General features: G+C 65.4%; 20 protein-coding genes. 10 read left to right on the forward strand and 10 right to left on the reverse strand.

What is annotated here, in order from left to right; genetic code table 11:
* Positions 1 to 65 precede the first annotated feature (65 nt).
* Positions 66 to 647: a TetR/AcrR family transcriptional regulator gene (locus AC1Z3W_RS18425; protein WP_057927409.1), complete on the forward strand. Its 582-nt coding sequence runs from the start codon at positions 66 to 68 to the stop codon at positions 645 to 647.
* A gap of 222 nt (positions 648 to 869) precedes the next feature.
* Positions 870 to 1,163 (forward strand): hypothetical protein, encoded by a 294-nt coding sequence (locus AC1Z3W_RS18430; RefSeq protein WP_483508177.1) that lies wholly within the window; start codon positions 870 to 872, stop codon positions 1,161 to 1,163.
* A gap of 110 nt (positions 1,164 to 1,273) precedes the next feature.
* On the opposite strand, the gene AC1Z3W_RS18435 is transcribed toward AC1Z3W_RS18430, so the two are convergent.
* From AC1Z3W_RS18435 to AC1Z3W_RS18445, 3 genes are all read right to left on the reverse strand, one after another.
* Positions 1,274 to 2,713, reverse strand: coding sequence for an MFS transporter (locus tag AC1Z3W_RS18435; protein WP_483508178.1), 1,440 nt, complete (start codon positions 2,711 to 2,713; stop codon positions 1,274 to 1,276).
* A 160-nt stretch (positions 2,714 to 2,873) separates the two neighbouring features.
* Positions 2,874 to 4,025, reverse strand: a complete 1,152-nt coding sequence (locus tag AC1Z3W_RS18440; protein WP_057927412.1) for a CaiB/BaiF CoA transferase family protein — start codon at positions 4,023 to 4,025, stop codon at positions 2,874 to 2,876.
* Between the two features lie 7 nt (positions 4,026 to 4,032).
* Positions 4,033 to 4,974, reverse strand: coding sequence for a hydroxymethylglutaryl-CoA lyase (locus AC1Z3W_RS18445; protein WP_483508179.1), 942 nt, complete (start codon positions 4,972 to 4,974; stop codon positions 4,033 to 4,035).
* 312 nt (positions 4,975 to 5,286) lie between these two features.
* Between AC1Z3W_RS18445 and AC1Z3W_RS18450 the strand changes: the two genes are divergently transcribed.
* From AC1Z3W_RS18450 to AC1Z3W_RS18460, 3 genes are all read left to right on the forward strand, one after another.
* Positions 5,287 to 6,204, forward strand: a complete 918-nt coding sequence (locus AC1Z3W_RS18450) for a LysR family transcriptional regulator (RefSeq protein WP_057927414.1) — start codon at positions 5,287 to 5,289, stop codon at positions 6,202 to 6,204.
* A gap of 337 nt (positions 6,205 to 6,541) precedes the next feature.
* Positions 6,542 to 7,627, forward strand: coding sequence for an extracellular catalytic domain type 1 short-chain-length polyhydroxyalkanoate depolymerase (locus tag AC1Z3W_RS18455; RefSeq protein WP_483508180.1), 1,086 nt, complete (start codon positions 6,542 to 6,544; stop codon positions 7,625 to 7,627).
* A gap of 228 nt (positions 7,628 to 7,855) precedes the next feature.
* The gene (locus AC1Z3W_RS18460) at positions 7,856 to 8,149 is read left to right on the forward strand and encodes an antibiotic biosynthesis monooxygenase family protein (protein ID WP_124489678.1); all 294 of its coding nucleotides are present in this window, start codon (positions 7,856 to 7,858) and stop codon (positions 8,147 to 8,149) included.
* Positions 8,150 to 8,249: 100 nt separating this feature from the next.
* On the opposite strand, the gene AC1Z3W_RS18465 is transcribed toward AC1Z3W_RS18460, so the two are convergent.
* Genes AC1Z3W_RS18465 through AC1Z3W_RS18475 form a run of 3 tightly spaced genes read right to left on the reverse strand, consistent with a single transcriptional unit; the run spans position 8,250 to position 11,977 of the window.
* The gene (locus AC1Z3W_RS18465) at positions 8,250 to 9,476 is read right to left on the reverse strand and encodes a porin (RefSeq protein WP_483508181.1); all 1,227 of its coding nucleotides are present in this window, start codon (positions 9,474 to 9,476) and stop codon (positions 8,250 to 8,252) included.
* Positions 9,477 to 9,536: 60 nt separating this feature from the next.
* Complete coding sequence (locus AC1Z3W_RS18470; protein ID WP_483508183.1) at positions 9,537 to 10,862, reverse strand: MFS transporter; 1,326 nt, start codon at positions 10,860 to 10,862, stop codon at positions 9,537 to 9,539.
* Between the two features lie 53 nt (positions 10,863 to 10,915).
* Entirely contained in the window at positions 10,916 to 11,977 is a 1,062-nt protein-coding gene (locus AC1Z3W_RS18475) for a lactonase family protein (RefSeq protein ID WP_483508184.1), read from the reverse strand.
* Positions 11,978 to 12,215: 238 nt separating this feature from the next.
* Between AC1Z3W_RS18475 and acnA the strand changes: the two genes are divergently transcribed.
* From acnA to AC1Z3W_RS18490, 3 genes are read left to right on the forward strand one after another with little or no spacing between them, the layout of a single operon-like run.
* Positions 12,216 to 14,840, forward strand: coding sequence for an aconitate hydratase AcnA (acnA, locus tag AC1Z3W_RS18480; protein ID WP_483508185.1), 2,625 nt, complete (start codon positions 12,216 to 12,218; stop codon positions 14,838 to 14,840).
* Positions 14,841 to 14,878: 38 nt separating this feature from the next.
* Positions 14,879 to 15,772, forward strand: a complete 894-nt coding sequence (locus tag AC1Z3W_RS18485) for a GntR family transcriptional regulator (RefSeq protein ID WP_175827147.1) — start codon at positions 14,879 to 14,881, stop codon at positions 15,770 to 15,772.
* A 43-nt stretch (positions 15,773 to 15,815) separates the two neighbouring features.
* Positions 15,816 to 16,550, forward strand: a complete 735-nt coding sequence (locus AC1Z3W_RS18490; RefSeq protein WP_175827114.1) for an ABC transporter substrate-binding protein — start codon at positions 15,816 to 15,818, stop codon at positions 16,548 to 16,550.
* 95 nt (positions 16,551 to 16,645) lie between these two features.
* Here the strand turns inward: AC1Z3W_RS18490 and AC1Z3W_RS18495 are convergent, their stop codons facing one another.
* Positions 16,646 to 17,629, reverse strand: a complete 984-nt coding sequence (locus AC1Z3W_RS18495; RefSeq protein WP_483508186.1) for an AraC family transcriptional regulator — start codon at positions 17,627 to 17,629, stop codon at positions 16,646 to 16,648.
* 136 nt (positions 17,630 to 17,765) lie between these two features.
* Between AC1Z3W_RS18495 and AC1Z3W_RS18500 the strand changes: the two genes are divergently transcribed.
* The gene (locus AC1Z3W_RS18500; RefSeq protein ID WP_483508187.1) at positions 17,766 to 18,602 is read left to right on the forward strand and encodes an alpha/beta hydrolase; all 837 of its coding nucleotides are present in this window, start codon (positions 17,766 to 17,768) and stop codon (positions 18,600 to 18,602) included.
* 166 nt (positions 18,603 to 18,768) lie between these two features.
* Complete coding sequence (locus AC1Z3W_RS18505; protein ID WP_483508188.1) at positions 18,769 to 19,776, forward strand: serine hydrolase domain-containing protein; 1,008 nt, start codon at positions 18,769 to 18,771, stop codon at positions 19,774 to 19,776.
* 133 nt (positions 19,777 to 19,909) lie between these two features.
* Here the strand turns inward: AC1Z3W_RS18505 and AC1Z3W_RS18510 are convergent, their stop codons facing one another.
* The 3 genes from AC1Z3W_RS18510 to AC1Z3W_RS18520 all read right to left on the reverse strand — a co-directional run bounded on the left by AC1Z3W_RS18510 (position 19,910) and on the right by AC1Z3W_RS18520 (position 22,640).
* Positions 19,910 to 20,626: a Type 1 glutamine amidotransferase-like domain-containing protein gene (locus AC1Z3W_RS18510; RefSeq protein ID WP_175827110.1), complete on the reverse strand. Its 717-nt coding sequence runs from the start codon at positions 20,624 to 20,626 to the stop codon at positions 19,910 to 19,912.
* Between the two features lie 237 nt (positions 20,627 to 20,863).
* On the reverse strand, positions 20,864 to 21,610 hold the full coding sequence (locus tag AC1Z3W_RS18515) for a carbonic anhydrase family protein (protein ID WP_483508189.1): 747 nt from the start codon (positions 21,608 to 21,610) through the stop codon (positions 20,864 to 20,866).
* Positions 21,611 to 22,052: 442 nt separating this feature from the next.
* Positions 22,053 to 22,640, reverse strand: coding sequence for a J domain-containing protein (locus AC1Z3W_RS18520; protein ID WP_260428456.1), 588 nt, complete (start codon positions 22,638 to 22,640; stop codon positions 22,053 to 22,055).
* Positions 22,641 to 22,740 lie beyond the last annotated feature (100 nt).

Raw genomic sequence — 22,740 nt, forward strand, 5'->3', positions numbered from 1 at the left:
CTCGAGCTCGCCTCGCCCTATCGCCCCATCACCGCGCACAAGCGCGACGCCATCGCGACGAACCAATGGACAACCAGACCCGCTCGGAAATTTCCCGCAAGAAGGCCATCGATGCAGCACTCGGCATCCTCACACGCGACGGCGTCGGAGGCTTGACGTTTGACGCGCTCTCGCGTGAAAGCGGCATCAGCAAGGGGGGGTTGCTGCATCAGTTCCGTACCAAGCAGGGCGTGCTCGAGGCGCTGCTCGAATTCCAGCAGCAGCAATTCGAGCAGTTCGGGCGCGATTACCTCGTGAAGGAGGGGGCGTCGAAGGCCGAGCCGACGCTCGCGGCCCAGATCGCGATTTTTCGGGAAGCCATCAATCAACCGAACTCGGTCGCACGCGCGGTACTGGCGGCCATCATCGAAAGCCCGGAACTGCTGGAGGGCCGAGACAACACCGATGCCGACAAGCTGAAAGCCATGGACAAGGAGTCCGGTGATTTCGAACTCTCGCTGCTGCGTTACTTCGCGGCGAGCGGCATTGCGTTCAACGTGCTGCTTGGTTTGACGCCACTGACCGGCGCCATGCGAAATCGACTGTTCGCCCGCCTGCTGGATGAGGAAAGCTGGCAAGCCAGGACGGTCAAGCCGAAACGGAAGTGATCGGTTGATCCGTCGCCGCTAACGCACTTCCGCAAATTCGACGGCCGGCACACCGGCCTTCGCATGGCAGGCCTGACCTGCCCCCGCCGCATCCCCACGTCCGCGCCGCCGATCCCGCCGCCCCGTTCCGCTTCCGACCATGAACGCAACCGTTGACAACGCACCTTCCGCCCCGTCGGTCCTCGGCGTCTATCGGTAACTGGCGGATCCTTCCGCCGGGCAATGGGTCGTCAGCCGCTCCGAACGCGCGCACATGTACCGGACCAGCATTACCGGCCCGACGGCAGCACGTCCGTCGATACGGTCGTCGAGGCGGATAACCTCGACGCAAAGCTGCGCAAGCGGCATCACGAAGGCTTCGCGCGGCGCGACGACGCCGACGGCGGCAACCCGGCGATCCTGCGCACCGACCTGCGTGCGCGCTTCGTGCGCAGCGTATCGAACTTATCGGCGTCGCGATTCTCGACGATTCGGTCGAATCGTTCTATCCGGTCAGCAGCGTGGTCGAACGGTTGAACGAATTGCCCGGCGCGGCGTTCAGCGTACTGGGAGCGACGTTGCCGAAACGCCGGTGACGATCGGCGCGAATCGAGCACTTGCGCGTCGTCACTCGATGCAACGGTGCATCAGCGGTTCAGTTCCTCGAGACGCAACCCGTTGGTCTTCGGCCCGAAGAACCCGATCGATACGGCGACCGCCACCATGCATGCCGTGATGCCGGCAAATACGCCGGGCAAGCCGAAATCCCGGAGCAGGAACGCGATCGAAAAGCCCGATATCATCGCGCCGACCCGGCTGGCCGAGTACACGATGCCGTTGGCCCGGCACCGCACGGCCGTCGGAAACAGCTCTGCCTGGTACGCGTGGTAGCAGACCGAGATGATCTGGCCGGCGAAGCTGATCGACACGCCTAGCAGGATGAGCGGCACCACCGCCTTGACTTGCGCGAACGCCGTCCCGCACGCGATCACGACCAGCGCGCCGCCGACGATCAGGTATTTGCGCTGGATCCGGTCGGCGACGGCCATCGCGAGCAGCGGCCCGACCGGCAACGCGAACGCGATGATGAACGAATAGAGCAGGCTTTTCGTGACCGTGATGCCCTGGCTGATCAACAGCGTCGGCACCCAGTTCGCAAAACCGTAGTAGCCGATCGCCTGACAGAAGTTGAAGACGATCAGCATCACGAGGCGCGACCGATACGGCGGCTGCCACAACTGCGCGAGCGATGCACGTCGATGGCGCGGCTGTTCGACGACCGGCGACGGCGGCGGCAGCGGCTTGCCCGACTGACGTTCGACGATCGCCTCGATGGTGCGCACGATCGCGTCGCTCCTGTCGACCTGTCCGTGCATCGCGAGCCACCGCGGACTCTCCGGCACACCGCGCCGGATGAACCACACCAGCAGCGCACCGACCGCGCCCGCGAGCACCACGATGCGCCATCCGTCGATACCGAATACCGTGGTCGGCACGAGCCAGTACGACAGGATCGCGGCGACCGGCGCCGCCGCGAACATCACGCTCTGGTTGAACGCCATCGCGCGGCCGCGCATCTGTTGCGGGACGAGTTCCGTCACGTAGCTGTCGATCGTGATGATCTCGACTCCGACACCGATCCCCGTGATGAAGCGCCACAGGATCATGCCTTCGGCGCTCGTCTGAAATGCCATGATCACCGAGCCGATCGAGTACCAGAGCAGCGACACCGTGAACACCGTGCGCCGGCCGTAACGATCGGGCATCCAGCCCAGCCCGAACGTACCGACGAACAGCCCGGCAAACGTCGCGGCAATGAAGCCGGCGATCCCGGTGAAGCCGAAGAATGCGTGCGTGGTCGTTTGCAGCACCCCGCTCTTCGCCATGCCCGGCGCGATATAGCCGGTGAAGATCAGGTCGTAGACTTCGAAAAATCCGCCCAGCGAAATCAGCAGCACCAGCATCCACAAATGGCGGGTGATCGGCAGACGGTCCATGCGCGCGGCGATCGCCGCGCCCGGCATGGCGTGGACATCGATGAAGGGCGAATCATGCGGACGGGAATCCGCGGTGACGGTGGGCTGCATGAATGTCTCCTGAATACGGCGATTGTCGACGGCCTTGTTGTTCGATCGTGGTCCGTCCGCCGGTGTTGCGCGCCGCGCGCGTCATGCGCGGCGCGCGGTTCTCAACGGTTTCTTGCTGCGACGCCTCGACGGCCCGGATTGCTGCCGATACGGTAGAGGGTCATGCGACCGCGCGTCCGGTCAGCCGCGAAAGAATCTCGTGCGTGTGTTCGCCGACCCGCGCCAGCGCCTGCCGGACGCCCGGCCGGCGCCCACCCATCGTGAGCGGCAGCAGCACGACGTCGGTCGTCGTGCCATCATCGGCCACCATCGGCACGAGGCCGCCGCTGGCCTTGAGATGCGGGTCGTCGAGCAGTTGCTCCGGTCGCACGATCGGTGCGTACGGAATGCCAGCGGCTTCGAGCTTCGGCGTCAGCTCGTCGACACGGTGGTCCTTCAATATGTCGCCGAGGACATCGAGCAACGCCGGCCGTACCGCCACCCGCAGCGCGTTGCTGGCGAAGCGCGGCTCGGCGGGCAGATCCGGCCGGCCTAGCACGTCGCACAACGTGACGAACTGCTTGTCGCTGACGGCACCGATGAACAGCTGTTCGTCGTCGGCAAGCGTGAACACGTCGTAGACGCTCCATGCGGACACGCGCGCGGGCATCGGCGGTGGCGCTTCATGCGTCATTGCATACTGCTGCATATGCTGCGCGGAAAGGAACACGCAGTTCTCGAAGAGCGCGCTTTGCACTTCCTGGCCGCGTCCGGTGGCATCCCGTTCGCGCAGCGCGGCGAGCACCCCGATCGCGCCGAACATGCCGCCCATGATGTCGTTGACCGACGTTCCCGCGCGCAACGGCCGGCCCACCGGCCCCGTCATGTACGACAGCCCGCCCATCATCTGCACCACTTCGTCGAGCGCGAGGCGCTGCTCGTACGGGCCGGGCAGGAAGCCCTTGTGCGACACGTAGACGAGCCGCGGGAACACCTTCGACAGCGTGTCGTAGTCCAGGCCGAGCTTCGCCATCAGGCCCGGACGGAAATTCTCCAGCATCACGTCGCATGTGCCGATCAGTTCGACCGCGGCGTCCTTGCCCTGCGGCGTGTTGATGTCCAGGACAACGCTCTTCTTGTTGCGGTTGAAGGTCCGGAAGAAGCCGATGCCGAGGCCCGGCAGCTTGCGGGTCTTGTCGCCGCCGGGCGGCTCGATCTTGATGACCTCCGCGCCGAGATCCGCGAGGATCATCCCGCACGTCGGCCCCATGACCATGTGCGTGAACTCGATCACGCGCACGCCGTCGAGCGGCAGTTTTGCGTTTGTTTCCATGATGTCCTCAGGCAATGTGCGCGGTCGACGCGCGATGTGTTTTCGGCAAGCCGGCCCGCCACAGCGCGCCGTGCAACGATTCGCCGTCGAGCCAGCGCGCAACCTTCGCGCGCAGCGCAAGCAGCGCCGTCAGGTCGATGCCCGTATCGATGCCCATGTCGTCGAGCATGAACGCGAGGTCTTCGCTCGACGCATTGCCGCTGGCGCCAGGCGCATGCGGACACCCGCCGATTCCGGCGAGCGTGGCATCGAAACGCGCGACGCCGGTTTCCAGCGCGGCGTAGACGTTCGCGAGCGCGAGGCCGCGCGTGTCATGGAAGTGACCGCAACAGAAGCGGTCGCCGGCAATTCGACGTGCCCGCTCGAACAGCGCGCGCACGGCCGCCGGCCCCGCGTAGCCGACCGTATCGGCGATGCTGACGCGATCCGCGCCCGCATCGAGCAACGCCTGCATGCAGCGCAGGACCTCGTCCGGTTCGACGCGCCCCTGGATCGTGCAGCCGAAGGCCGTGCCGATGCCGCCTTCGATCAGCGTCTTTGCCCCGGCGGCATCGCGCTCGGCGCGGATGCGCGCGACCTCGGCGACGACTTCGTCGGGCGTCTTGCGCAGGTTCGCGAGGCTGTGTTCGTGACTCGCGGACAACGGCACGAGCACCAGGTCGGCCCCGGTTTCGATAGCGCGCTGTGCGCCTTTCAGGTTCGGCACCAGAACCGACACGGCGAGGCCCGGCAGCGTTTTCGCATACGCGACGAGTTCGGTGGTATCCGCGAGTTGCGGCAGAAGCCGCGCGGGCACGAAGGAGCCGACTTCGATCTCGCGCTGGCCGGCCGCGTATGCGTCGGCGATCCATTCGATCTTGCGCCCGGTCGGCAGAACGGCCTGAATACTTTGCAGGCCGTCGCGCAATCCGACCTCGCGAATCACGACATGGGTGGGAAAAGAAGGCATGACGTTGCTGTCTCCACAATCTGGGGCCGATCATTGCGCGCCGGCGATAGCCCTACTTTAGAGATTCCCGAAAAAACGTAAAGCATCGGTTTGGAAGCAAAAACGTTCCGAAACGGAATGCCTGAGATCGGGCGGCCGCCGCGCCGTGACGGCGTCGGCCATCGCCATGAAGGCGTTTTGTAAGTCACATGCGCCGACCGACGTGTCGCCGACGACGTGGTAATTTCTGACATTCCCGGAGAACCCGAAGATCGGCGAAATCGAGCCGATAACTTCCGGCCCGGAACGTTTAGACAGGCGGAGACTGCACCGATGCGCGACATCGACCTCAAGACACTGCGACTGTTCGTGGCGGTGTGCGATCACGGCAACATCGCGCGTGCCGCGAAGGAAGCGCACATCGAGCCTTCTGCGATCAGCAAGCGCATTGCGCAGCTCGAAAGCGATCTCGGCGTGCCGGCGCTGACGCGGTCACGGCGCGGCGTCGCGCCCACGCCAGCCGGCATCGCGCTGCTCGAGCACGCGCGCAGCATGCTGTTCACGATGGACCGGATCGCGGCCGACGTCACCGCGATCGGCGACGGGTTGCAGGGGCGCGTGAGCATCTGCGCGTCGGCGTCGGCGATCGCGGAAGTGTTGCTGGACGACATCGCGTCGTTCATGCGCGATCCCGCCAACCGCAACATCAAAGTCGACGTCGAGGAGCGGCTGTCGCGCGACCTCGTCCGGCAGGTGCGCGAAGGGGCTTCCGCGGTCGGCGTGTGCTGGGACAACGTCGACTTGCAAGGGCTGCAGGCACGCTCGTACCGCCATGATCGGCTGGCGCTCGCCGTGCATCCCGAGCATCCGCTTGCCGGCCGCCGGTCGGTCGCCTTCGACGACACGCTCGAATTCGAGCACGTTGGCCTGCCGCCGGCCACGGCCGTCCACACGATGCTCAAACGGGCAGCCGCGGACCGCGGCCGGACCGTGTCGTATCGCGTGATCGTGTCGAGTTTCGACGCGGCGTTTCGCGTCGTGGCCGCCGGCCTGGGGATCAGCGTGATTCCGGTCGAAGTCGCGGCCGCTTACCGGCAGTCGCTCGGCGTGCAGGTGATCCCGCTCACCGATGCATGGGCGCGGCGGCGCTTCATCGTGTGTTTCCAGCGCTTCGATACGCTGCAGCCCGCCGCGCAGCGGATGGTCGATCATCTCGCCCACCGCGCGGCGCGTGACGATCACGGCCAGTAGCACATCCCGGCTCGTCGGCATACGCGGCAGTCCCCATTGAACCGGAGGGGCGACACCCCCGAAGCGTTCACCGATTCGTCACATAACCATCTCACTCGATGCGCGCGCCGCCTGCTAGCATGCCGCGTGGCCTGTCCGAATCGCGACGACGGCTGTCAAGATGTCGCGTGGCGCGGTATTCGGCCCGGCCGGTCGGCCGCCTCCGTGCCGGTCATGCCGAAGCGCTTCGACGCGGATGCTTCCCGCAGCACGAATCGTGCTCCGCCGCATTCGACTTCCATCCGATGGCCGGCTGCGCCGCATGCTGTCGCGCGAGCCGCCGGCACGAGATCCGTCCATGCCCAGGAAAAAAACCAGCCTCTGGCTACGGCCTTTCGACCTGCTTTCCGCCGCGACGAGCGCGCGGCCCAAAAGGAAGGCAACCAAACCGCCGGCATCGCCCAAGCGCCCGGCCAACACCCGGCCCCCGCGTCGCACGGCGCCAGCGCCTGCGCCCGCCGCTCGCGCATCGCCCCGCCAGGCCCCCGGCACGTGGCTTCGCTCGTTTCATTCCGCGCGCCCGTCCGCCGGCAGCCTCGTCAACCATCTTGCCTATGCGCTATACCTGCCCGCCGCGCCGGCGACGACCGAAGGCATGCCCGTCATCGTGATGCTGCACGGCTGCAAGCAGACGGCCGAATCGTTCGCCGCGGGCACGCGCATTTGCCGCGTCGCCGAGCGCGCCGGGTTTGCCGTGCTGTTTCCCGAACAGGCAAAGACCGCCCACTCGCATCGCTGCTGGAACTGGCATGGCGATGCGTCGCAGTCGGAGGCCCCGGCGATCGCGTCGCTGATCGACGCGCTCGTGCAAGAACGCCGGTTCGATCGCGACCGGATCTATCTGGCCGGCATGTCGGCCGGCGCCGGGCTGGCCGCGCGGCTGGCGATCGCCCATCCCGAGCTGTTCGCGGCCGTCGGTTTGCACTCCGGTCCGGCCATCGCGCCGCCGCTGTCGACGATGGCCGCGATGAGCGTGATGCGCCGCGGCCTGCACGACGACCCGATACGCGTCGTCGACGCATGCGTCGACGTTCGCGCTTATCCGGGCATGCCCGCGCTCGTCGTGCATGGCGGACTCGATACGGTCGTCGCCGAGCAAAACGCGCTGCAGCTCGGCGTCGCGTTCGCGCGGATCAACCGGCTCGTCGACGAACAGGGTGAACTGCGCGTCGGCGAGCAACATACCTATGCGCACGACGATGCGCATTACACGGACTATCTGCGCGGCGGCCGGCTGATCGTCCGGGTCTGCATCGTGCGCCGGCTGGCGCACGCATGGAGCGGCGGCGATCCGCGCGAGGCATTCCACTCCGCGACGGGGCCGGACGCGACCGCGATGTTCTGGAATTTCTTTCGAAGGCGGCGGCGCAAGCGGGGACGGTAACGACACGTCGCCTTGCGCTCATGCCCGTTGCTCGACGTTCGGATCGTGATCACGCCGCGCGTCGGAATCATCAGGGCAAACGCCGGCAAGCACGATGTATGCGCCGGCGTCGTGATGACCGCATGGCGCCACCGCATGGCCGACTTCCGGTATCGTTGCCGGATGCGCCGTCCGCGGCGCGCGTCGCATCACGATCCGTTCGTATCCTTCACCCCTTATGGAGCCTTCATGATTCTGGAAATGGCATCGCTCGACATCGATCCGTCGCAGGCCGAGCAATTCGAAGCGGCGGTTCGCCAGGCACTCCCGCTGTTCGCGCGTGCGCGCGGCTGCGGCGGCGCCGAGCTGCACCGCGTGATCGAGCGCAGCGGCGGCTACCTGCTCGTCGTCAAGTGGGACACCGTGGACGACCACATGGTGCATTTCCGGCAATCGGACGACTTCCAGGCATGGCGACAGCTGGCGGGCCCGTTCTTCAAGAGCCCGCCGCAAGTCGTGCATACGGAAGTCGCGGTCAAGTAATCGCCACGGTAAAAAGCGGGTCGGGCAAACGCCCGCCCCGTGTCGCCGGCGCGCCGCCGAAACCCGGCTTTACGCGCGCCGTTCCAGTCGCCCCGCCTGTTCAGAACCTGTGACGCAACCCGATCCGCAATGAAACCTGCTTGTCGGTCGCGGACGGCGTCAACCCGGTAATCTGCGCAACCGCCGGCTGCCCGAGCGAATCCGTCCCGCTCGCCTTCTCGAACACGGCAACCGTATAAACGTCCGTGCGCTTCGACAGGAAATAATCGACACCCGCGCTGAACAGGTTGTAGTTCGCGCCGCCCTTGCCGCCGGCACCGCCGTTTCTCGTGTAGTCGTAGGCGACACCGGCCTGCAACGACGGCGTGAACTGGTATTTCGCGTTGATCTCGACGTTGTTGAACGCCGCGGTGCCCGCGTAACGCAGCGCATTCGGCCCCGACGCGGAGCCCAGCCCCTCGAAGCGCGTATTCGAATACGCGAGATTGACGCTGAGGGCGGCCAGCGTCACGCCCGCTCCGACGCCGGCGATTTCGAGCCGGTTCGCGGACGCATAGCCGGCGAACACGGGGTTGCTCTCCGGCGCACTCGCGCTGCCGGCGCTGCCGAGGTTGTTGCTCGTCGCCGGGCCGGCATTCGGATTCGCGCCGAAAAACGACGTGTTCGGATTGCGGACGTTCAGGTAGCCCGCGCCGATCGAAAACGGCCCCGCCGCATACGACGCGCCGGCACCCCAGATCCAGTTGGTCGAGAACGACCCGGCGGTGCCGCCGAGATTCATCAACGCGTCGAGCGTCAGCCCGCGGTAGCTGGCGCTGCGGAACTTGATCGAATTGTTGATGCGGCGCGTGTTCAACGCATTGTCGAGGTCGCCCGGATGCGAGGTCATGTAGCCGCCCCACTGCGGCGCGGCGAGGAACGGCCCGTAGAAGTCGACGACGGGATCGTACTGCCGCCCGAGCGTGACCGTGCCGACCGGATGGCTCAGGCCGACATACGCCTGCCGCCCGAACATCGCGCCGCCCTGGTTCAGCACGCCGTTGTTGCTGTAGAAACCGCTCTCCAGCACGAACAGTGCCTTGAGACCGCCGCCGAGATCCTCGCTGCCCTTGAGCCCCCAGCGGCTCCCCTGCAGGCCAGCCGACCCGCCTTCGATCATCGCGATCTGATGGCCGCCGACCGGGCCTGCCGCCGTCCGTGCCGTCTGCACGTTGCTGGTGTAATTGATGCCGCTGTCGATGATCCCGTACAGCGTCACGCTGCTTTGCGCCAGCGCGATCGCCGGCACTGAATTCAGTACAACCAAGCAAAATGAAAGCTTCTTCATCAATCGATCTCCTCTTTCGGTTATATATCCCGGCTCGCCGCCGGATTGCGCGTCATCGTGTCAATGGGTCTGGTTCACCACGTTCGACGGCGTGTCGTCGGCCGGCTGTTCGTGAACGCGAATGAAGAACGTCATCAGGAACGACACGACGAGCAGCGCCGCGAGAAACAGCAGCCCCGGCGTCGCGCTCTGCCCCGTTCCCTTGACGAAGCCGATCATGAACGGCCCGACGAAGCCGCCGAGGTTGCCGATCGAGTTGATCACCGCGATCGACACAGCCGCGGTCGAGCGGCTGAGAAACAGCGTCGGCAGCGCCCAGAACGGCGACTTGAACGCGTACAGGCCCGCGAGGCTCAGGCTGATCATCGCGATCGACACGTACGGGTTCGTCGCGAGCCCCGCGCCGAGCAACGCCGCGGCAGCCACCGCGAGCGGAATCGCCGAATGCAGGCGCCGCTCGCTGCGCCGGTCCGAACGACGCGACCACATGACCATCGCGATCGTCGCAACCACGTAGGGCACCGTCGCGATGAGCCCGATCTCGGTATGCGAGAGCTTCGACGAGAAGCCCTTGATGATCTGCGGCATCCAGTAACCGACGCCGAGGCTGCCGCACTGGTACACGAAGTAGATGAACGACAGGTACAGCACCTTCGGGTTCGTCATCGTCTTCAGCGAACCGAGGTGCTGCGCACGCGGCCGCGCCTTGCGATCGTTGTCGAGTTCGTTCAGCAGCCACGCGCGTTCCGCGGGCGTGAGCCACTTCGCGTCGCCCGGGCGGTCCGTCAGGTACAGGAAACACAGGATCCCGCCGACCAGCGCGGGCGCGCCTTCGAGCACGAGCATCCAGCGCCAGCCGCTCCACTGGAACCAGTGGACGTGATCCATGATCCACGTCGAAAGCGGTGCGCCGATGATGTACGACACCGGGATCGCGGCCGTAAACAGCGCGACGGTCGTCGCGAGTTCCTTCGCACGGAACCAGTAGGTCAGGTACACGATGATGCCGGGGAAGAAGCCCGCTTCCGCCACGCCGAGCAGGAACCGCAGCACGTAGAGTTGCGTCGCGTCGTGCACGAATGCGGAGATCACCGACACGACACCCCACGTCACGAGGATCCGCGCGATCCACACGCGTGCGCCGAACTTGTTGAGCATCACGTTGCTGGGCACTTCGAACAGGAAATACCCGATGAAGAAGATGCCCGACGCGAAGCCGAACGCCTCGCTCGACAGCGCGAGGTCCTTGTTCATCTGCAGCGCGGCGTAGCCGATGTTCGCGCGGTCGAGATACGAAATGATGTAGAGGACGAACACGAACGGGATGATGCGCCACGCGATCTTGCGCACCAGCGCGCGTTCGTCGATAGGGGTTGCTTGATTCATGGTTGTCCACCGGCGGACCTGCCGCCGGCTGTCTCCTGATGGGGCGGGAAGGATTACGCGCGGTGTCCGGAAAACACCATGCAGACGGGGCTGCCCGACGCGACCGAGAAGCCGGTCGGCTTGAGGCGGCCCGTCGCGGCATCGATCGCGAACGCGACGATGCTGTCGCTGTCTTCGTTCAGCGCGTACATGAAGCGGCCGTCCGGCGTGCCGGTCATGAAGCGCGGCGTGCGGCCGCCGGCCGGTTCGGCCGCGACGAACAAGAGATGGCCGCTGGCCGGGTCGATGCGGAACACGGCGATGCTGTCGTCGCCGCGGTTCGATGCGTAGACGAAGCGCCCGGCCGGATCGACCTCGATCTCCGACGCGCGGCTGTTGCCGGTGTACGTGTCCGGCAGCGACGACACGATCTGCACGGGCGTCAGCGCACCGTTCGACGACGTGTACCGATAGGTCGTGACGGTCGAGTCGAGTTCGTTGACGACATACGCGAGCGCGCCGTTCGGATGAAACGCGACGTGACGCGGGCCGGCCGTCTCCCGCGTGACGACGAACGCCGGATCGGCCGGCGCGAGCCGCCCGTCCTTGAACCGGAACGAGAACACGCGGTCGAGCCCCTTGTCCGGCACGATCACGAATTGCCCGGTCGGGTCGAACGGGTTGAAGTGCGGCTTCGCCTGCTTCTGCTCGATGCGATGCGGACCGATCGGGCCTTCGAGCGGAACGAGCTGCGCGACCTCCTGCAGCGTCCCGTCGGCCGCGATCGGCAGCACCGCGATACTCGCGCCGATATGGTTGGACACGACGACGTAGCGGCCGGTCGGATCGATCGCGAGATGCACGGGGTTCTTGCCCTGCGTGCTCTGGCGATTCAGGAACGTGAGCTTGCCGCTGGCCTGGTCGACCTTGAATGCGCTGATGTCGCTCAGGTCGCCGTGGACCGTATACAGGTGTTCGCCGTTGGCGCTCAGCGCGAGGAACGACGGATTCACCAGATCCTTGACGAGCTGCACGAGTTCGAGCGCGCCCGTCCCGGCGTCGACGCGGTAGACGCTAATCCCGTCGCCGCGGGCGTTTCGTTCGCGCGTGGTGCGCGATCCGACATAAGCAAACATGGGTGTTTTTCCTTTCAAAGCCTTGTGTGATTCGTCTGCAGAAACCGGCCCGGCGGCCGCGCCGAGGAGCGCGAGCGCGCCGAGCGCCGCCGTGTGCCCTATCACGCGGCGGCGCATCTGATCCGGACCGTTTTCGTCCGAGTCGTTGCCTGTTTTCGTCACGGTCGTCTCCTGAATTGTTGTATCTCGGGTTAGCACTAGATTGCATTTTTACTTGTTAAAGTGCAAAAATACAGTCATGGAAAACACCAACTCCCCCTCGCAAGCCCGGTTGACGGTCGATGGCGCGACGTTTCGCTTCGTCGATCTCCCCGGCCAGTTCGGCGACACGCTGCGCACCCTGCCGGTCGTGCTGCGCCTGCTGCTCGAAAACGTGATCCGCAACACCGACGGCGACGAGCGGCGGCAGGCGGTCGACGCGATCGTCGACTGGACGCGCCGCGCCACCAGCGAGGCGGAGATCGCGTTCCAGCCGAATCGCGTGCTGATGCACGACACGACCAGCACGCCGGCGCTCGTCGACATCGCCGGGATGCGCGATGCACTGGCCGAAGCCGGCGCGGACCCGGCGTCGCTCAATCCGGTGCTGCCCGTCGATTCGTCGGTCGACCATTCGCTGGCCGTCGAGTACTTCGCGCAGCCGGACGCCGCGCCCCTGAACCTGAAGCTGGAACTGCGCCGCAACGCGGAGCGCTACCGGTTCCTGCGCTGGGCGTCGAAGGCGCTCACGGGCGTACGCATCCATCCGCCGGGCACGGGGATCATGCATACGATCAACCTCGAACAACTGGCGACGGTGGTCACGACGCTGGCGCGCGACGGCGAGCGCTGGGCCGTGCCCGACACGCTGATCGGCACCGACAGCCACACGCCGATGATCAACGGCATCGGCGTGCTCGGCTGGGGTGTCGGCGGGCTGGAAGCGCAGACGGTGATGTTCGGGATGCCGGTGATGCAGCGCATTCCCGACGTGATCGGCGTGCGGCTGACCGGCGCGTTGCGCGCGGGCGTGCTCGCGACCGATCTCGCGCTGACCGTCACGCAACGGCTGCGTGCAATCGGCGTATCGGGCGAGTTCGTCGAGTTCTTCGGCCCGGGCGTCGCCACGCTCGGTGCCGGCGAGCGCGCGGTCGTCGCGAACATGGCGCCTGAATACGGCGCGACGACCGGCTTCTTCCCGGTCGACGGCAACACGCTCGACTATCTGCGCGCGACCCATCGATCCGAATCGGCGGTCCGGCTCGTCGAAGCGTTCACGCGGCAAGCCGGCCTGTGGTTCGATCCGGATGCCGAGCCGCGCTACACGCGCACGATCGACATCGACCTCGCGTCGATCGGCATGCACGTCGCCGGGCCGCGCCGCCCGCAGGACCTGCTCGATCATTCGCAGACGGCCGCCGCGCTCGCGCCGCTCGCGTTCCATCCCGCGCATCCGCATCCGTCGATGCCGAAGCATCCGGTCGCGATCGCCGCGATCACGAGCTGCACGAACACGTCCGATCCCGCGCTGCTGATCGCAGCCGGCCTCGTCGCGCGCAACGCGCGTGCGCTCGGGCTGAAGGTGCCGGCATGGGTCAAGACGTCGCTCGGTCCCGGTTCGCCCGCGGCGGCGGCCTATCTCGAACGGGCCGGGCTGATCGACGACCTGTCGGCGGTCGGCTTCGATATCGTCGGGTATGGCTGCACGACCTGCATCGGCAACTCAGGGCAACTGACCGAGCCGATCCGGGCGGCGCTCGCCGACGCGTCGATCCGGCCGGTCGCGATGCTGTCGGGCAACCGCAATTTCCCGGGGCGTATCCACCCGGATCTCGACCTCGGCTTCATCATGTCGCCGCCGCTCGTGATCGCGTTCGCGCTGGCCGGCGACGCCGAAATCGACATGAGCCGCGATCCGCTCCAGCACGCGGCTGACGGCCAGCCCGTGTACCTGCGCGACCTGTGGCCGACACGCGAAGCCATCGCCGAACTGACGGCGGCCGCCGCCGATCCGCACGACTACCCGCGCGCATTCGCGCACGCCAGTGCGAACCCGGCCTGGCACGACCTCGACGCGCCCGACAGCGCGCAATTCCCGTGGGATCCGGCCTCGACCGCGCTGCGCCGGCCGCCGTTCGCGTCGGCGTCGCAGGGCAGCCAGCTCGGCACGTACAGCGCGTACCCGCTGCTGGTGCTCGGCGACGACGTGACGACCGATCACATCTCGCCCGCCAGCGCGATCCCGAAGGACAGCTTCGTCGCCGATTTCCTCGTATCGCGCGGCGACGATCGCGACGACCTGAACGTGTTCGCATCGCGGCGCGGCAACTGGGAAGTGATGATGCGGGCCGCGTTCTACAACCGGACCCTCGTCAACCGGCTGCGCGACGGCATGCCGGTCGCGCATACGCTGCACGTGCCGAGCGGCGACGTGTTGCCGATCTTCGAGGCGGCCGCGCGTTACCGGGAGGAAGGCAATCCGGTCGTACTCGTCGCCGGCGAGCGCTACGGCACCGGGTCGTCGCGCGACTGGGCCGCGAAAGGCCAGCGGCTGCTCGGCATCCGCGCGGTGCTGGCGGCGAGCTTCGAGCGCATTCACCGCTCGAACCTGATCGGGATGGGCATCCTGCCGCTGCGCTTCGCCGCGGGCACCCACCCCGACACGCTGGAGCTCCGGCCAGGTGATAAGCTCGAGGTCGACGCGCCGGCCGATGCGCTGTCGCCGCGCTGCACGGTGCCCGTGCGCATCGTGCGCGCCGACGGCCGCGTCGAGCCCGTCGACGCGACGGCCGCGGTCGAGACCCGTCTCGAATGCGAGCTGCTGCGCTCGGGCGGCGTCATCCCGCTGATATTGCAGAAGAACCTGGCGACGCAGGAGGCTTGAGACCGAAGCCGCCCGCGGCGCTCCGAATGCTCACTCACATGATCGACCGCTCCATCGCGACCCAGATTGTCGAACTGATCAAGACGGAAGGACTGGACGTCGGCGCGCACCTGCCCGCGCAGATGCTCGCCGACCGCCTGCGCGTGTCCCGTTCACCCGTCAACGAGGCCCTCGCGCTGCTGCACGAGAAAGGCATCCTGACACGCGAGCGCAATCGCGGCTTCTTCGTCGCGAAGCCCGTGATCGAGCCGCTGTCGGACGTCGTCGACGAACTCGGTCTCGGCGAAGCCGACGTGATCACGAGCGTGTATTTCCGGATCGCGGACGATCGCCTGAAGGGCGAGCTGCCCGACGAATTTTCGGAACAGCTGATCCGCACCCGCTACGGGCTGACGAACGCGCAGCTCACCGCCGTGCTCGGGCGTATCGCGCAGGAAGGCTGGGCCGAACGCAAGCCGGGCTACGGGTGGCAGTTCTCGCCGATGCTGACGACGCCCGACAGCCTGCTGAAATCGTACCGGCTGCGCCTCGCGCTCGAGCCGGCCGCGCTGCTCGAGCCCGGCTACCGGCTCGAACCGAAGGTGCTCGAACGGTGCCGTGAAGTCGAGAAGCACCTGCTCGCCGGCGGCATCGAGACCGATACCGCCGATCAACTGCACGATCGCGGCGTGCGGTTCCACGAATCGCTCGTCGAAGCATCGGGCAACAGCTTCTTCATCGACACGATCCGGCGCGTGAATCGCGTGCGCCGCCTGCTGTCGTATCGCTCGATGCAGGATCGCGCGCGCTACGTCGAACATGCGAAGCAGCATCTTCACGTGCTCGAGCTGCTCGAGCGCGAGCGCAACGAAGAAGCGTCGGAAGCGCTGCGTCAACACCTGTTGCATACGCTCGATGCGCTGTCGCGCATCAGTGCCATTCTCAAACCCTGAGCACCCGCGCCACCAGCGCATCCGATTCCCCACGAGCCCTTCCATGACCATCGACCCTTCCGTCCTCTCCGCGTTCACCCCGACCGGCAAGCTGCGCGCGTCGATCAATCTCGGCAACCCGATCCTCGCGAACCGCGACCCGGCCACGGGCGAGCCGTTCGGCGTGTCGATCGACCTCGCGCGCGCGTTCGCCGAGCGGCTGTCGGCCGAGCTGGAGCTCGTCGTGTTCGATGCGGCCGGCAAGTCGGTGCAGGCGCTCACCGAAGAGCGTGCCGACTTCGGCTTCTTCGCGGTCGATCCGCTGCGCGGCGAAACGGTCGCATTCACCGAACCGTACGTGCTGATCGAAGGCTTCTATCTCGTGCGCGACGATTCGCCGATCCGCGGCAATGCGGACGTCGATCAGCCACACAACCGTGTCGCCGTCGGCAAGGGCAGCGCGTACGACCTGTTCCTCACGCGCGAGCTGAAGGCCGCGCAGATCGTGCGCGCGCCGACGTCGCCGGCCGTCGTGCCGACGTTCGTCGAACAGCAGCTCGAAGTCGCGGCGGGCGTGAAGCAGCAACTCGAAGCCGATGCGGCGAAAACACCCGGCCTGCGCCTGCTCGACGAGCGCTTCATGGTGATCCGCCAGGCGATGGGTGTACCGAAGAGCCGCGGCGCGGCGGCCGCCGCGTTGCTCGGTGCGTTCGTCGAAGAGATGAAGGCGTCGGGCTTCGTCGCGGATGCGCTGAAACGCCATGGGATCACGGGCGCGTCGGTCGCACCGCTGGCGTGATCAGGACAGGATCGGACACCCGCTGACGCAACGACGGCGCCACTGTCTCGCCCGGCATCGGCGCCGCGCACCGCAAGCATCGCGCGGCACGGGCACTACTCGGCATTGGCGCGCCGCCATTGCATCGGCGACATCTCGTACCGTCCGCGAAACGCGCGGCTGAACGCCGCCTCGGACGTATAGCCGACGCGGTTCGCAATATCCGATACCGGCGCGCGGCTGTAGCGCAACAGCTCCGCCGCTCGATCCAGACGCCAGGTCGTCAGATAGCTCAGCGGCGCCTGGCCCACGACACGCTGGAATCGATCCGCGAACGCGGAGCGGGACAGGTTCGACAGCTCGGCGAGATCGTTGACGGTCCACGCGCGACCGGGGTCCGCGTGAATGGCGGACATCGCCGGGTTGATCCGGCTGTCGATCGCGCCGGACAACCAGCCGTGGCCCGTCGCCCCCTCCGTCGCCCAGGTGCGCAGCAACTGGACGAAGATGACGTCCAGCAAGCGGGAGATCATCGCGGCGGCGCCCGCGCGCGGGCTCAATGCCTCGTCGAGTATGAAATGGCAGCTCAGCTCCAGCCACTCGAACGGCCGTTCCCGCAAGCCCTTCAGCACCAGCACCGGCGGCAGCACGGACAGCAGACGCTGCGACAGCACACCGTCGAAGCCGAAATCGCCGCACAGCCAGGTGGTGTCGCCGCTACCTATCGTCAGACGTTCGCGGTCGTAGTGCTGTGGCGCGAGATCCGTGACGAGACGGGCGGAACGGCCCGGCCGGTCGGCGATGACATGGCCATGGCCATGCATCAGCATGACCAGGTCGCCCTGCGACGCCTGATAGCACGCGTCGAGCCCCTCCACCTCGATCGTCACGCTGCCGCTTCGAATGATATGCAGCCGGTACTTCCCGGCAGGAAAGCGCAACCCGAAAGGCGCCGAGGCCGCGCAGGTGAACACCGTGTTGCCCCGGATGCGGATCAGCTCCAGCACGTCGGAAAACGCGTCCCGCCTGAACGCGAACGGATCTGCTTCATCGTCCAGCCGGTTCGGCGTTTCAGCAAAGAATTCCGGTTTTTCAGCCATGTCGCGTACTCGGATGGTCTTTAAGATGGACACATCATTCACGCCGGGCGGTGCCGATGTCAAAGGGATTCGACGAGGGCACGCGGCACACTCGCGGGCGTGACGGGCGTCATCCAGCGACCACAGGAGCAGGCACATGAATCCGGAAACGCGCACCGATACGGTTGTACTCATTCACGGCCTGTGGATGACGCCGCTGTCGTGGGAGCATTGGGTCACCCGCTACACGCAGCGCGGCATGCGAGTCATCACGCCCGGCTATCCGGGAATCGAGCCGGGCACGGCCGGGGTCGCGGCCCTGCGCCGCGATCCGTCGCCGCTCGTGAACCTCGGCGCGCGCGAGATCTTCGAGCATCTGGCCGCGACCATCGCGGCGCTCGACACGAAGCCGATCATCATGGGGCATTCGTTCGGCGGCGCGTTCGTGCAACTCCTGCTCGACGCGGGCTTCGGCACGGCCGGCGTATCCATCGACGGTGCGGCCGTGAAGGGCGTGTGGGCGCTGCCGTTCAGCGAGATCAAGGCGACCTTCCCGGTCCTGCGCAATCCGGCCAACCTGCACCGCGCCGTGCCCATCACCGAGACGGAATTCCACTACGCGTTCACGAACAACCTGAGCCTCGCGGAATCGAAGCCGGTCTATGACCGCTATGCGGTGCCCGTGTCGGGGCGCATCCTGTTTCAGGGCGGATTCGCGAACGTGACGCCGAATGCCGCGACAAGCTACAACTTCGCGAACGACACGCGCGCACCGCTGCTCTTCATCGCCGGCGGCAACGATCACATCCTGCCGCCGGCCGTCCAGCGCGAGAACTACGAGAAGAACGCGAAACGTTCTCGGGCGATTTCCGCATATCGGCTGTTCCCCGGCCGCAGCCATTACACCTGTGGCGAGCAAGGCTGGGAGGCGGTCGCCGACTTCGCACTCGACTGGGCGCAGGCGCCGGTGGCGGGGGATCTCGGTAACCGTTGAGCGGTTTTCATCGCGGAGGACCACACGGCGCGGACGCTCGGCATGACCGAAAGCGGTCGCGCATGTGGCTGCCAGCCACGGCTGCAGGCGTTTCAAGTCGCGCCTGATACGTTGCGGGCGTTGCGGTCGGTACCATTCCGCGAGCATGCTGTCGATACCTGAACAGATGACCGACCTCGAACGATTCCTCGCTGAAACAACCGCCAGCGGCAAGATACCTGGCGTATCGCTTGCCGCCCTTCGCGCAGGGACGAGAAGCGTCGAACTCTACTCAGGGGTCCGCGGTGTACACGACCACGCGGCTGTCGATGCGGCGACCGTCTTCGAGGCTGCGTCTCTCACCAAACCGCTCGTTGCGTATATCGCGCTTCAGCTTGTCGAAGAAGGGCTTCTGGATCTGCAACAACCCCTATTCGAAATCTGCGGCGATTACGTACCCGGCGATTCGAACTCTCGCCGGATAGCGGCCTTTCATGTCCTGACACACACCAGCGGTCTTCCGAATATCGTCCGCGACAACGCTCCGCTTCGCACATACTTCATGCCCGGCGAGCGGTTCAGCTATGGCAGCAGTGCGTTTGCATGGCTTCAACGCGCGATGGAAACCGTCAGCGCGCGCCCGCTCGAGATGCTGGCGCGAGCGCGCGTATTCGGGCCGTTGGGCATGCGTCATTCGAGCCTGGCGTGGCAAGAGCGCTTCGCGGTCAATCATGCGCAAGGCCACGAATGGGAAGGTCAGCCGGTGCCGAAGCGTCGCGTGCAGACAGCGCAGGCCTCGTGGTCGCTGCTGACGACGGCATCCGATTACGTCGGCTTTGTTCAGCATGTACTGGCGCGCCGAGGCTTGACGGCAGCGAGCTACGATCAGTGGTTTGCACCTCGCGTCAATACTCGGCAAGGCGACGATGCCGAAGATCTCATCGGTCGAAACCCGCCCGATCCAAACGTTGCGTGGGGATTGGGCTGGGGGCTCGAACCGCTGCAGGGTTGCTTCTTTCACTGGGGAAACAACGCGGGATTCCGGGCGCTTGTTCTCGCCAATCGGGCGACGCGGGATGCAGTCGTCTGGTTTGCCAATTCGGCCCGAGGCCTGAGACTGATACATGCCGTCCTGCCGGCCACCGTTCCCGGCGAACACCCCGCGGTCGCATGGCTTCGGATCGGTAACTTGTGACTATGTCGTTAGCGGCATCGCGCAATCGAAACCGGTAATCCACGTTGAAACGGTGGGCACACTGCAAGGTCGACCAAGTCGCTTCCGAGCGGCAACCTCTATTTCCACAGCAGTCGTCGGATCGTGGGTACTGTCAGCCGATCCGGTTGACCGGCAACGCGGTCTCGAACACCGTCTCGCGTTCGCGATGGACTCGATACGCGGCTGATCCCGCTCGCCAGGAAAACACGCTTTCGACAGAAGTGTGCATGTACAGCACAGCCGCAAAATCATCGATTGCAATCGTCGGCGGGATGCTGCCGGCCTGTTGTGCGGCATGTAACGTCCGACGCCTCTTAGGATCGCTGCCGTAGTGAACGGCACAGCCGCCGGGCAGCAATCCCAGGCAGTCGAGCGGACGATGGGCTGCGCCCCAGAATGAATCTGTCAGCCCCGCGTCAAACCAGCACATTGCGCCGGCACTCATACCGGCGAGCAACACGCCACGCTCCCATGCCGTTCGCAAAACCGAATCGAGTCCCCACTCCCGCCATACGGCAAGTGCGGACTTGGTATTGCCGCCGCCAACGTAAATCACGTCCTGCTCGAGCAGCCTGATTGGAAAGTCGGAAACAAGCATCGACCTTGAGTCGGGTTGCCGAAAAAACGCAAGATGGGACGTTTCGCAGCCCAAATTGCCGTAGGCCATGTGGAACTTCTCCAGATGGTCTGGCAAATCCCCGCTGGGCGTGGCCAGAAAACAGATACGCGGTCGCGCCTTGCCCGTGAGCGTAACGAGATGTTTGTCGATCGGCGACGACGTCTCTTCCATCATGAAACCGCCACCGCCTATCGCGAGAATACGTTGCATGAATGCACACCGGGTCGTTGATTGTCGCTTATCGCATGCGGATTCAACCCGTCGATGCAACATACGTGAGGCGGCATAGCCGCGAGGGGTGTTGCATCGACGGGTTGAATCCGCAACCCTCTCCCGCCGTACGCGGCTGCGTTAGCACAACGACCGCTGTGAGGGAAAGCGACCGTCCGTGTTGTCAGGTGGCCGCCTCGTACTCCGCGATTTTGTTGAAGAGGGACGTCGACGTGCTCAGCCGAAGAATTCGACTGCGCCAGTCCGAAGGTTGTACATCGCGCCAACGATCTTAATCTTTCCCGTGGTCTCGAGTTCGGCGAGCACGGGGCTATGCTGACGAATGTTGGCGATGGTCAACTCGACGTTCTTGCGCGACACGGCGTCCACGAAAGCATAGTTCGTTGCAGAGCGATCACCATCGTAGATCGTTGCCTGCACGGCGGGTTTGATCTTGGCTAACAATCCGGTGAGATTGCCTAGCTCGGCGTTGGCAATGGCTCCCTTGATCGCGCCACAGGCCGTGTGTCCCATCACGACGACTACCTTTGCGCCAGACAGTTTGCATGCGAACTCCATGCTGCCAAGGATGTCTTTGTTTTCGATATTCCCGGCGACACGGCAATTGAAGACATCGCCGATGCCCAGATCCATGATCACTTCTGCTGGCGCGCGCGAGTCGATACAACTAAGCAGCACTGCGGCGGGATACTGCCCGGCTGAGCTCGCCCTCTGCTCTCGCAAATAATTGCGAGCTTTCCTCTCGCCCCTCTGAAAGCGCGCGTTCCCCTGGTTCATGACCTTGATTATCTGTTCCGGTGTCATGCTGTCGCGCTGTGCCTTGGTCAATGCATCGGCGCGTGCGGGCTTCATAAAGAGTGGTCCAGCGGCGAGCCCAACCACAGTGGCGGTGCCAGCAAGCTTGAGAAAATTCCGGCGACCTGAGCCTCTGTATTGCCTCGGATACTCGAAAGTGTCGCACATGACGTTGTTCCTCGTTTTTGCCAACTGGCGTCCATGGTTCCAGCATGTCCCGATCACCACGCTCGCGGGAGTTACTGGAGGTGGCCGATCGTCACCACAGCCCTGACGGGGTTTGATGACCTACTATGTCCGTCGCAAGGGATCGATTCAATATAGGCGATCGCTAGCCGCGTTCAAGTGAAGTGAAAGGATTGGAGCCCGCTTTCTGCAACGCATAGTCCCCCCCCTCAAGCAACGTTCGTCGTCGCGAATCGAATGGCCGCTTGTTGTTGCGAAGCCGCTGTCTGAACGTCCAACTGACGCGACGGATGAGTGACCCTTCATGGCGAATACTGCCCAATTAGCCGTCAATTCATGAAGCAGTCGATCGAAGAACCTCCCCCGAAGAGGGCTCCGATCGCGGTCGAGTTCCGCGCTCGCAAAACCGGTCACCCACCAGGACTCACGGGCGCAGCCCGAACACGCCGTGCCACAGAGCGCTGAAAAAGTCCCTATGCACGTGTTCGTCACTCCTTCGCGCGTCGCTCTTTGGCGCCGGTGTCGCCCTCTTCTCGCATTGCGGCATCTGCTCATCACGCTGCCCGTCCCGCGATGCGCTCGGCTGGCGCGACGCATGCAGCTCGACCACGCCGCCGGCAATGCGCTCGGCGAGTTGAACATCGCAATCACGGCCGAGCAGAACACCGAACACGACGTCGCGGTTGTGCCCTTGTTCGGCGAAGCGCATCGCCCATGCCACGAACCGCGCGTATTCCGCTTCGCGCTCCGCCTTCAAGCGCTCCTCTTCTTCGCGAAGCCGTGCGTGACGGAGCATTTCCTCTGCGAAAACGGTGTCATAGACGCGGCGCAGCTCCGGGTCCGAGAGAATCGCGTATGCCTCCTTGATCTCCTGAAATCGCGCATGCGCGTCCGCTTCGCCTCCGACGTTGCGGTCGGGATGCGCTTTCATCGCCGCCTTTCGGTAGCTGCGCTTGATTTCCTCGTTGGTGGCGTTCTCGCACACACCGAGCAATTCATACATTGTCGTCATTGTGCGTCGGGATGAAAGTCGGATCGCGTTGATCGTAGCATGTCGCCGCCGCGCCAATCCGTCGGGTTGAGAATTCACCACGTTCTGAACACCCTGAGTG

The organism is Burkholderia sp. 10_S31 (assembly GCF_056930375.1).